Genomic DNA, 10,953 nt, shown 5'->3' with positions numbered 1-10,953 from the left:
TTATCCGGGAAAATTTTAGCGTTTGTTGCCACAGTATTGGTTAATCCGGAATAACTGGATGCGGAGGTATACAGTGCTTTAACCCCCGCCTGTATCGTGGCAATATTCTTTGATTCCGCTTCCGCACGCTGGGAAGCCTGAACTTTGGGATACACGATAAATGCCCCGACGACCAGTGCTGCGACTATACCAAGTACAAGAAGTAATTCAAGTAAGGAAAATCCCTTTCTGTTCTTTCTGGTGATGAATGTTTTTTTCATTTTTATCTCCTGTTTTAATTAGACTTTAAACAAGAGATAAAGTATTTATTGAATTAATCAAGAACGATGTCTTGATAATTATTTTTTAATAAGACAAAAGGGTTGCTTTTTTAATCTTGTCAACTAAAATCAATAATGAAATACTCCAATAACCACAAGTCCATATAAAGATATATTTTTACAAACCAAGATTAAGCAATGAGAGAATTCTATTAAAACCGATGATGTTATTATTTTTATTTAAAAATCGCGGCAATAAATACTATTTAAGTTTAATCGCATAACATTTTACATTATCTATAGTGCAGTAATGTTCATCTTCGGTACAAACATCCGAACCCGTAATAATCCACCCGTTAGCTGAAAGACCATTATTATTCAGATGCCTTTGGCAAATATCCCCGTAGTTTTTGTGATCGCCACCCAACATAAATGTCATGGTTTGTAAGCTTACTGGACTCCTCCATATACCATTAATACAATTCAATAAGGATCCATCACTTATTTTTGAAATTAATCCATTCGATGTACAAGCCGATCCTTCAACTGATGTAGAAACAGGTTTTAAATATTGCCCTGAAACCGTTCCCGAAGAGGAAATATTCCCTGTTGCAGAGACAGCACCCGTGGTTTTACCGTCGTTTGACGCTGACAAAATAAGATCGCCACGTATCTTTTGACTTCCCCATATATCAAGTTTTACAGAAGAATTATTATTACCTGTAAGAGAGAGATATCCATCACCCGAACCACCGGAGACATTCAACAGCACTGCATTCTGATTACTGGAACCACCCCCACCAATTTGAAGGCGGCTGCTATTTGTTTTGGCTGAAACATAACTTTCAGAGTTGATCCCGCTTTTAACCGTGAGATAACTGCTCATGTTGACGTTTTTCGCAAAAGACGAAAAACCCGCAACGTATAAATCTTCGGAAACATTCACGTTCTTTGCAAAGCGTCCATAGGAACCATTGAATGAAACTGCGTTTACATCACCTGACGCGGTAATGTCTTTGGCGTTGTTGATGCTTTGGCCTCCCATGTTGAGATCGCCCGTCATTGGCAATGTGCCATCACGACGCAGAAAAACAGAATACATTGAGGAATCGTATCCAACGCGGTAGGCCAGCAGACCCACAGCTTTGATCCCGGCGTAATTGCTTTGGTTTTCGGTCCATTGACCACCAAAGCCAAATGCAACAGAAGCGGTTTTTGTCATACCACTATCAATGCCTGCTGCTTGCATGGCTCGGCCCAACAAGTCATAACGAACACGGCTTCCTTCGGTCCAAGGTAAGGTTGTGATGATTAACCCGTTGATGACATAGTTAGGCGTAATGCCAGCGCGTTTTAACAGAATCTTATAAGAGGACCTCTGCACGTTGATACCAGTATACCCTGCTGGTAGCAAACCTTCATTAACCAACGTCTGGTAAGTGATTTCACAGCCATTAGCCGAACAGGTTCTTGGACCCGGATCGCTGGTCTGGCTGCTACTCGATGACAGGGTTGAAAGTTTGTCAAAGCGAATGCTGATATAGCGGTTAGTCGCTTCTCCCATCTGTTTCATTTGCGAACCTACGGTATTCGCCATGATGGTTTCCTGATCGCTTTTCATGTCCTGAAACTTTATGAAAGCCATTGCAGTGCCAATACCTAAAACCAATGTTATTTCCAATAAGGAAAACCCTTTTTGTGTATTTGTTTTCATTTTTCATCGTCCTTTTTATTTTCACGTAATTATTAATTAGCAAAAATAAAGAAGTGGTCAATAGAGGATTGATATTTATAAAGAGGGAATTTTCAGAATTGACTACCGCGCCCTCTGGGGCTTGCTCAACAGCTCACCGACCTAAAAGCGAGTTTTAGGCCGGTTCACCGTTTGGACGTGAAAAACATGATTAGGACTTGGATTTATTTAAAACACTTTCGATATAGACTTGGCCCTGTGCTTTATAACTTTCAATATCACTTTCATGAAGATTCGGGATATCAAGCAGAATCCCAAAGACCAGTTCCTTATCTACATAACCAATATCACATCCTAAGACTTTGGCAACCTCTGCACCGAAAATAATTTTCTGACGGGTATTTTCTTTTTTCGTTTGTTGTTTCTTTTTAGCTTCCAAGAAGTATAGACGTTCCTGTGCTGAAGCAATTTGTTGCTTTATCGTTTTTGTTGTCATATGTCATCCCCCCAATGGTTTCTATTTTTATTATAAGGAATATTAACATAGTCATCATTATTCAGTTTTTTCTTGATTGATTTTATCTTCAATTTAAATATCTGTTTAACCTGATGCTCTCTGAATTTTTCCCTTATCTGATTCACTCGTTTTTCTGCTTCTAAATAGGCTTGTTCTGTATCGGTATAAACACCTTCATCAAGAAGTTTTTTGGCTTCAAAATCTATGGCTTCATCGTTGTTTTTATACATTAAACCTCCTTGTATATGTTATACATTCTCCTTTACCATATTTTGAATAATTATCAATACTGAAATATATATTTATTTAATAAAATATAAACTCATAAGACTGATATCAATAGCCCATATCACAGCATTAATGCCCATTAAAATTAACGCTACTTCATCCAATACCCCTAACTTCATGTTTTTCTCCTTTTTCACGTTTCATTTTATTTAACTTATATCACTTATGTTGGCAAGTTTAAGTATTAGCCACTATATAATTAACTTAACCGTTCACAAGTGAGCTGTTAAATAAGTTAAGCGCTTATATATGAGTGATTAACTGTTCCATAACATTCACACCATAAAGGAGTGGCGGTCTTACCAGTTGAATAGAACTGCGAAAATTATGGTGGAGAATTAAATAAAACAACACTACGTGATAGTAATCACTAACTATTTTGTCTAATACTCACCACGTTACTTAATTTTTCTCGTTAGTGTTTTTCATTTTACCTGTTAATTTTTTACTCTGATTTATAAGACTAACCTGTTAATCGTGCAACAGGGAAAACTATCTAACAAGCCCCTTATTTTCTCTTTTAGGTCTTTCCCGCCTTACGGCGGGATAAATTAACACTCATCTTGTCCTTCGGACGCCATCTAAAACCCATCGGGGTAATATCGCGGAATACTTCACCCTTTCATCCAGATTGCGCCGCTTAATTTGGCGTTTTGTTTTACAGGCATTCATATATTTCGTATTAATTAAGTAGAGGGTTTTACATTGTTAGAAAAAACAATGCCCACTTATACACTCACTTCGTGAGCGTGTGGGGTCTACCGACGGTTGCCTGCCGCAGGCTAAAAGCAAAACCAAGGTCAACACATAGAGTTTTTCTTACGAAAAACTAACAGCAGCATAGTTATATTTGAGGTTTGTATTTTATGGCAATATTTCATCTGGAGTTTAAAATTGTGAAACGTTCGGAGGGCATGTCTTCCTGTAGGAAGGCGGCTTACCATGTGCGTTGCAAGATAACAGATGATCGCACTGGCAATACTTACGATTTCAGTCACAGAACAGATTTATTTTATCATCAGATATTAGCTCCACTTTCAGCACCCGCCCATATTATTGAAAGCTCTACCGCCCTATGGAATGAAGTAGAAAAGGTTGAGCGTCAGAAAGACGGTCAAACAGCCCGTTATTTTGATGTTGCTATTCCCTGTGAGCTTAACAATGAAGACAAGATAAAATTGGTTGTTGAATACTGCCAGAAAAATTTCGTTGATAAAGGAATGATTGCCGATATTGCTTTTCATGATCTTGACAGTAATAATCCTCATGCGCATGTGATGTTGACATTAAAACCGATCACCGCTGATGGCTTCGGCAAAAAAGAAAGAAGCTGGAACGATAAGAAAAATGTAATCCTTTGGCGTGAATCGTGGTCTGTGATTGCCAATCGCTATCTTGCCACTACTGGCAGTAATGAACGTATTGATCATCGCTCTATTGATGCTCAACACACTGAAGCACTCGAAAACGCCGCTATTACCCTAAATGTCGAAGAAAAAGCGTTATGGCTCGCCAAGGCAACAGCAACCAGCCGTCCAGCAATGCAACGTGTTCATCGCGCCAAGTGGAACAGTAAACACGTTCAGGAAAAACGTGCTGCTGAACAGGCTGTTCGTGATGAGATGAAACAAGAAGCTCAGGCCACATATAACACCTTCAAAGACTTAGATCTGCAGATCGTTGTCGACCTCAGAAGTTTCACCGTATCCGAAATGCCTGAGCCTGTTGAAATCGTATTGCCTGAAATACAACCTCGAACAGAGTTCTCTGAAACAGGTTCGCAGTCGTCGTCATCAGAAGATCAACATCCTGTTCTGGTTGCCCCTACACCTCATACACGCACTAAATTGAAAACCCCATCCTTCCCAACTGCCAGTACGATTAAACGTGCTCCTGTCAAAAGTAAGAGGAAGCAGGTTAAACCTCGTCAGAGTGGAGTGTTCAAGCGTTTCACGCTATTGGTAATAGGATATATAAAAGAGAAATTTGTCTGGGCCAAGAAGAAGCACACGGTGGTTCCTTCTGATGTTGAACACGATAAACGTATTGCCGAAAACTACGTGTTTGATGAGGTAAAGGGCATCTATGTTGAACGTGCGGAGCATGAGAGACGAGCCAGATTTAACAGCGACACTTATAGTCCAACCAAGGATGAGATCAGGCGTTTTCCAAGTCGTCCAGTTAAGCCAGCACAGCTTGATAGCGATCTTGACTACATACCAACGCTAGCGGCTGAAAGGAAACCACCTACACCACAGTTGAAACCGCCGGGTTATGATCGAGATCAAACTTGAAATAATCGATTGATTTAAAGTAGATATCCATATAATACCAACCAGCGTTTATGGACAAATGGTATTGCACACTAATAAATCACATGAGACAATTCTACCGATTTATTTCATTATGGAGTAGAGAGTTATAATGTATCCAAACGAAATATACTCAAGTCCAGCCGAACTGTACTGGCACGAGCCAATAAATCTTGTAGACATTGACTATAACCGAAAACATGAACTAATATGTCAAATTCCAGAAACTTATGGAATTTATATTTTTCATCGACGCTATGCTGAATTCGGAGAAGCACTATATATTGGGAAAGCATCTAATTTGAAGAGAAGAATATCTCAAGAGCTAAACGCTAAAGAACTAATTGAACATATAAAGGAAGCAAAAAAAGGGACAAAGTTACTTTCCTTTGCAGAATTACAGGCACATGGCAATTGTAACAAAGACAAGTGTATAGATGACATAGAAAGTGCTTTGATAGAAATATCCATGTATCGAGGCGATCATTTATTTAATACAAAAAAAACAAAAGTATACCTTCAAGAGATAACGTTAATTGGAGAAAAACCATCATTTTTAGAAAAGAAGTTATACGTCTATAAATAGCCCTGTGCAAAATGGAAGGCACGATACCACCTTCCATTATTTTTATATTTTAGTCGTTCCCTACGTTTCTTTGCTCAAGAGCATCCCGGTAACGTTGCTGCTCAACGATACTCAGATTGGGATCAGATAGAACACTCCGCCCCTTCACAGCAATATCGTAATCAATCTGTGATTGCGTCTCATATTCTTTGGTCGGCTTAAAATAATCGGGCAGCGGTGAAGATGACGGCGCAGAATAACCAGAATATGTTTTACTCCCAGTACAACCAAGATAGGCCAGCAAGCAGGCAAACAAGAAGAACAATGTCCACACCACATTGTATCCATTAAGCGTATATCCATTGCCATTCACATCTGAAAACACGCCGTGAAATCTACTGGCGTAGACAATCAGGAATGATGAGAGAATAACAGCCCGACTTTTACCTACGGTTAAATGCTTACGTATAAATTTTATCGTTGGCACAAGTATAATCACAAACAGCCCAATAGCAGTAATAATCAGCCATATAGGAAACAGGCCGTATTTTTGCGTGGTGTTCTGCGAGACCGTCACCAACGACAGCACCAAGAAAGTGTTAAGCAGGTAAAGCCTGACTGCCATCGATACCTTTACCTTTTTTGATGCCTTACGGAGAAACAACACCGGAGCTAATGATGGTATGTTTATCAGCAGCCCTAAGGAAATCGCCCAATAGATAGAGTTCATAGCGTTCTTCCTGTAATTACCGAGCAGACCAGCCGTTATTGGTTTTCACCAGAACAATTTTGGCTTCTTCTGATTCAGCCATCCCCTTGACGCCAGAGAACGCATTTTTATCAACCCAGCCCGGAACGCCATCCAGTTTCCACGTATAGGTCACTTGTGTGATTTTAGCGCCAGCGCCATCACTCGGCTCAGTCCAACTGGTGATCTCAGCAACAGCACGATGGCCCACGCAGGCACCTTCCTCACGGTTCCAAAAATCAACCTCTTGTCCTTTGTCTGTAACCTCTAACACATCAACGCTGCCAAAGCCGTTAGGTTGCTGCGAAACAGTGAGAAGCCCCTGTTCAACAAGCCCGTTCAGGATTTCATCGCTGGCATTGTATCCAGCAGAACGGTAGCCATGATTAACCTTTACTGGAAAACCTTTGTTGAAAGCAAAGTCATTGTTTTGCAGTGAGTAGCACACCTTTGATTTTGAAATTTTCGCGTTGATAGCCTTTTCAAAGTCGCCTTTTTCACCACATCCCACCAAAGCAAGAGCCGTGCAAGTAACCAGTAAAACCTTCTTCATCTTCCTATCCATCCTGATAATCAAAAATGCTGTTATGTAGAGGTAGTCTGCTGCGCATCTGTAATCGTTGAACCTTGTTCTTACTGGCATAACACGGCAAAACCACCTGATTAACCAATTGATAGGATTCAATTATTTTTGAGGGCCGTCATATCGTTTGTAACGATCAAAATCAAAATAATGATAGATATTAACTATCGTATTTTATTATTTGATCGATTATATCAATTAAAATACCGATCGATATAGCATTTTTAATCGACATAGACTATCAATATGCATTTATTGATCTGCAATATCGATCATTTTCTTGCTAGATGAATCGTTACTGGATAAAGTAAACAGAAGGATCACTGGAGCGTTTATTCGCTGGTATGTAGGGATAGAACGTCAAACCCTATGACCAACAACCAGCACTGCCCGATGGCCCTTTCTTGGCCTTTATTAATGCAGCATCAGGGAAAACAACCATGAGGGATGCCGTTAGCTGATTAGATAGAAAAACTCATAGGCTTCTGATAAGCGGCTTTCTTCACTATTGATTTACATGAGTCTTAATAGCCAGATGCGGCACAACGCTGGCCCCGGATTCTTTGCGCCTATTTTTACGTTTACTGTTTATATGGAGTTAACATGAAAAAACTGTTTATCGCTGCGTTGGTGATCCTGCCTCTTACCGCTTGCACCACCTATGGCAACAAATCCCTGAAAGACGAATCGCAACAAACCGTAAAAAACAAAATAGTTAAAGGGAAAACTACCCAGCAAGATGTTATTAACGCATTCGGGGAGCCACAAACACGAGCCACCAATGATGGACAGGAAATGTGGTCCTACTCCAGCATGTCAGGCGAGAGCCAGATCTCGAACTACATTCCCGGTCTGGCCCTGCTGAAGAACAGCAGCACAGCACATATGAATTCGTTAGAGATTTGGTTCAAGGGGAATGTTGTTGATCGATATAATTTCAGTCAGACGGCGAGTAAGGTTTCGCGTGGGTTGTTGGATTAAATCTTTAAAAACAGCGCCTACATCATTAGCAGGCGCTATACATCATTGATTATAAAGGTTATTTCTGTGCTATTAAATAATACTTAATCAAACTAGCTTAAGAGAAGGTTTATTGTTTGAGCTGCCTATATTTAGTCCATCTCCATTAATAACTGTCGGTCTGAAAAGCAAATGTGTTAACTCATCGGTAGGGATGGATAACATTTTAGAAAGCCCGAATATCCCTATCCCTTCTTTTTTTAGAGAAGAAAGCAATTTATCGATAATTAATGACCTCTCTCTGGCTATTCCGTTAACCTCACTTTTTCGAAGCCCACGCTTCGTCGCTTCGACCATTAGCGATCTGTATTGCCACTCAGTCAGTATACCGACATTCTTCATCCTTACAATAAGTGCTACAGATGAGACAAGCCAATTTCCTTTGATCGAAATGATTCCATCCAAGGTTGGAAATGCCATCTTTGTTGCTAATATTGTCCGCTTAGGCATCAAAAAAGCTGAAGCAAAGTTATCAGCCTCTTCCTCTGCACTTTTTCCTTGAGGAGAGCCATGCCGGTGGAGAACAAGATGTCCAAGTTCATGAGCTGCGTCGAAGCGGCTTCGTTCACCTGTTTTTTGAGTATTTAAGAAAACATATGGCGTATCGTTTTTCCAAAAGGAGAAAGCATCAACATCAAGAGTGTTCTCAGCTAAAGAAAATACTCTGACGCCATTAGCTTCTAATAAATGAACCATATTCGAAATACTTTTGACACCCAACCCCCATTTTTCCCTAACAATCTCAGCGGCTACTTCGGGTTCATAGTCTCTCAAATTAGGGATATTCAGACAGGGAAGATTAAATATATCTTCGAAATAATTATTAATTATTACACCTAAACTACCCGCAGCTTCTGCTGCATGTTGCTCTGCAGCTTTTAAATTTTTTAGTGAGCGAAAAGAAACTGTTGATGGATCAACAAAATCTACTTCCTTACCATAAAAGAAACTTACTGGATAACCAAGGATGCTAGCCAAAATGCTCAACGTTTGCTCACTTGGGCTAAACAGAGAATCATATTTTTCATACTCTGCCACAGATTTAGAAGAAAGCCCTGTTGCCGTAGCTAATGCGCTGTAAGTCATTTTTCTACGTAAACGAGCAAGTTTCAATCGTTCAGGATTAATCTCCATTTTTCTACCAATCACTTACGAGATACATCAATATCGATTTGATCATTGAATTCTTTGTTAGGAGTTTCAATCGCCGCAGTAAACGGAACAGAAGGAAGAATTATTCTTTCTGACCAATGAGCTATTTTATTGTGTCCGTTGAAACCATTCATTCCACTCGGCAAAGAAATCTCGCATCGAACTTCTTTAGTTGCATGGTCAAAGAAATAGAGGAAAACATAGGATTTAGTTGAGTCTATAGAGATCTCTTCGATTTCTGAATTAACATCAAAATCATTAGAAGAGAATAAATCTAAATTTCGAGATACTAAATCTGCAGTCGCAGCCCCTTTACAATTTTTTGTTTTGGGAAATCCATCCAATAAACCTGTGTCCTTATCACCACTGGTAATAATAATACTCAAACCCAGAGCTGAATTTACCGTATACTCAAGACCACTGTCCCTTGTATAATTCCATCCTCTGCTATCCGATAGAACACTTTCCCTGAAGGCTGCGACCATTTCCAGCCAACCATATGTCATAGCCCCTGTTTTTGGATGCAACGGCGAACTACGACGGCTCTCATAGATAGCTCTGGAAATAGCGAATACAAAATCATCAACAGATAACCCCATCACGCCTAGTTTATCTGTAGCCTGCTGTTCCATATAAATTTTTTGATCTAGCATAACATTGTCCCCGCTGCTAACTTCCGATTATTAAACCTCATTTGAGGGGATAAAACAAGAAGTCTTATGAAAATTAAATGCTCGATTAAGATTTATCTTCACACAACACAACAGCGATCTTAAACCTATCAACAGCCTGAGATAACGTCTCATAGAGAACGCCATCCATCTCATGCTCAAACTCACCGTTCCTGAACGTTACCACATAGCCATTGGTCAGATCTCGCATATGAGCAAGGTTTATCGGCTCTATAGCTATCCTGATGTCTGCACCTTTGTATTCAGCTACTGGATAGCCCATGTCCATGTGAAGCACGATACCGCCAGAGGCTTCCAGTTCAGATAAAAAGTTATCTTCAGCTATGGCCCTACGTAGATCCTGTAGGCCAAGTGCATTCATCAGTGCGGATTCATCTGGAGCATTAGCTTTTACCCTACCGCAGTAATAGTAATCATCCAAAACACTAACGGGTGTGTTGGGATGCTGGCTGTTGTAGGTATTGGTCTCTGAAATCAGAGATTTTATTGTTTCTTCGCTGACTTGGCTGAGTTCAGAAATCAATCTCCCAAATACATTTACCATACGTTCTTTATCATGTTCATTTGCAGATTCTGACAGGAAGAAATAGTCGTAATCTTTAACAAAGATGTTATTGCCATTTTCTAGGATAAGTTTTATCCCGTGTTTGTTTTCTTCAATGCCTTTAACCATACAGGTCATAAATGGTACCTTTTTGTTAGCGTTAAATAGCGTAATGATTTTAATATTATTCATTCTCTGATTTTCCTTTTTGTTTTATTTTTTTAATAGCATATTTATTTTAAGAAAATCAAATTTAACTCTTGAGCATTAATGTTTTACTTACTGCTTTTAACTTTATTTTGAGATGATATTTATCTTATGAGTTAACACTCATAAGATAAAGCTTGTTATATCTGATAGAATGCTCGAAAAGAAATTAGATTTCACATAGCGAAATTCTTTGATGTTTTTATAATAGCGATTAGTCAGAGTATGAATTTTCATCAGTACTGTATTATCTTAAGCATCTACTTTCACCATGGTATAGTAAACATAATAGCTATTATTAAGGAAGGTGCGATTTAATCGTCAGTTATGAGAACATAAGGCTTTCTTTGCCATAGATTTTTCACGATGCCC

12 protein-coding genes are annotated in these 10,953 nt (G+C 39.3%); 3 read left to right on the top strand and 9 right to left on the bottom strand.

Features of this window, described 5'->3' with window-relative positions; all coding sequences use genetic code 11:
• The 4 genes from ACSZO4_RS22650 to ACSZO4_RS22635 form a co-directional block, all read right to left on the bottom strand.
• On the bottom strand, positions 1–260 hold a 260-nt coding region (locus ACSZO4_RS22650), incomplete at its 3' end, for a type 4 pilus major pilin (protein WP_437891308.1).
• A 262-nt stretch (positions 261–522) separates the two neighbouring features.
• Positions 523–1,974 (bottom strand): shufflon system plasmid conjugative transfer pilus tip adhesin PilV, encoded by a 1,452-nt coding sequence (locus ACSZO4_RS22645; RefSeq protein WP_437891307.1) that lies wholly within the window; start codon positions 1,972–1,974, stop codon positions 523–525.
• 190 nt (positions 1,975–2,164) lie between these two features.
• A complete protein-coding gene (locus ACSZO4_RS22640; RefSeq protein ID WP_437891306.1) occupies positions 2,165–2,449 on the bottom strand; it encodes a conjugal transfer protein TraD in 285 nt (94 codons plus the stop codon).
• A complete protein-coding gene (locus ACSZO4_RS22635; RefSeq protein WP_437891305.1) occupies positions 2,446–2,700 on the bottom strand; it encodes a hypothetical protein in 255 nt (84 codons plus the stop codon). The genes ACSZO4_RS22640 and ACSZO4_RS22635 overlap by 4 nt, the downstream gene beginning before the upstream one ends.
• Positions 2,701–3,624: 924 nt before the next feature.
• On the opposite strand from ACSZO4_RS22635, the gene mobQ reads away from it, so the two are divergent.
• Both mobQ and ACSZO4_RS22625 read left to right on the top strand, forming a co-directional pair.
• Positions 3,625–5,052, top strand: coding sequence for a MobQ family relaxase (mobQ, locus tag ACSZO4_RS22630; protein ID WP_437891304.1), 1,428 nt, complete (start codon positions 3,625–3,627; stop codon positions 5,050–5,052).
• Between the two features lie 130 nt (positions 5,053–5,182).
• The gene (locus tag ACSZO4_RS22625; RefSeq protein WP_437891303.1) at positions 5,183–5,656 is read left to right on the top strand and encodes a hypothetical protein; all 474 of its coding nucleotides are present in this window, start codon (positions 5,183–5,185) and stop codon (positions 5,654–5,656) included.
• 49 nt (positions 5,657–5,705) lie between these two features.
• Here ACSZO4_RS22625 and ACSZO4_RS22620 read toward each other — a convergent pair whose 3' ends face one another.
• The gene (locus tag ACSZO4_RS22620) at positions 5,706–6,365 is read right to left on the bottom strand and encodes a hypothetical protein (RefSeq protein WP_437891302.1); all 660 of its coding nucleotides are present in this window, start codon (positions 6,363–6,365) and stop codon (positions 5,706–5,708) included.
• A gap of 16 nt (positions 6,366–6,381) precedes the next feature.
• Positions 6,382–6,936 (bottom strand): DNA-directed RNA polymerase subunit beta, encoded by a 555-nt coding sequence (locus ACSZO4_RS22615; protein ID WP_437891301.1) that lies wholly within the window; start codon positions 6,934–6,936, stop codon positions 6,382–6,384.
• A 633-nt stretch (positions 6,937–7,569) separates the two neighbouring features.
• Here ACSZO4_RS22615 and ACSZO4_RS22610 point away from each other — a divergent pair.
• A complete protein-coding gene (locus tag ACSZO4_RS22610) occupies positions 7,570–7,947 on the top strand; it encodes a hypothetical protein (RefSeq protein ID WP_437891300.1) in 378 nt (125 codons plus the stop codon).
• Between the two features lie 87 nt (positions 7,948–8,034).
• On the opposite strand, the gene ACSZO4_RS22605 is transcribed toward ACSZO4_RS22610, so the two are convergent.
• The 3 genes from ACSZO4_RS22605 to ACSZO4_RS22595 all read right to left on the bottom strand — a co-directional run bounded on the left by ACSZO4_RS22605 (position 8,035) and on the right by ACSZO4_RS22595 (position 10,566).
• Positions 8,035–9,120 (bottom strand): XRE family transcriptional regulator, encoded by a 1,086-nt coding sequence (locus ACSZO4_RS22605; RefSeq protein ID WP_437891299.1) that lies wholly within the window; start codon positions 9,118–9,120, stop codon positions 8,035–8,037.
• An 11-nt stretch (positions 9,121–9,131) separates the two neighbouring features.
• Positions 9,132–9,791: a hypothetical protein gene (locus tag ACSZO4_RS22600; protein WP_437891298.1), complete on the bottom strand. Its 660-nt coding sequence runs from the start codon at positions 9,789–9,791 to the stop codon at positions 9,132–9,134.
• 85 nt (positions 9,792–9,876) lie between these two features.
• Positions 9,877–10,566 carry a hypothetical protein gene (locus ACSZO4_RS22595; protein WP_437891297.1) on the bottom strand — a complete coding sequence of 230 codons (690 nt, stop codon included), beginning with the start codon at positions 10,564–10,566 and terminating at the stop codon, positions 9,877–9,879.
• Between the last annotated feature and the right edge of the window lie 387 nt (positions 10,567–10,953).

This window comes from Phytobacter sp. V91 (assembly GCF_965644225.1).
Lineage (GTDB): Bacteria > Pseudomonadota > Gammaproteobacteria > Enterobacterales > Enterobacteriaceae > CBFFRJ01.
Note: the sequence above shows the minus strand (reverse complement) of the source record. Positions and strands in the feature narration are given on the sequence as shown.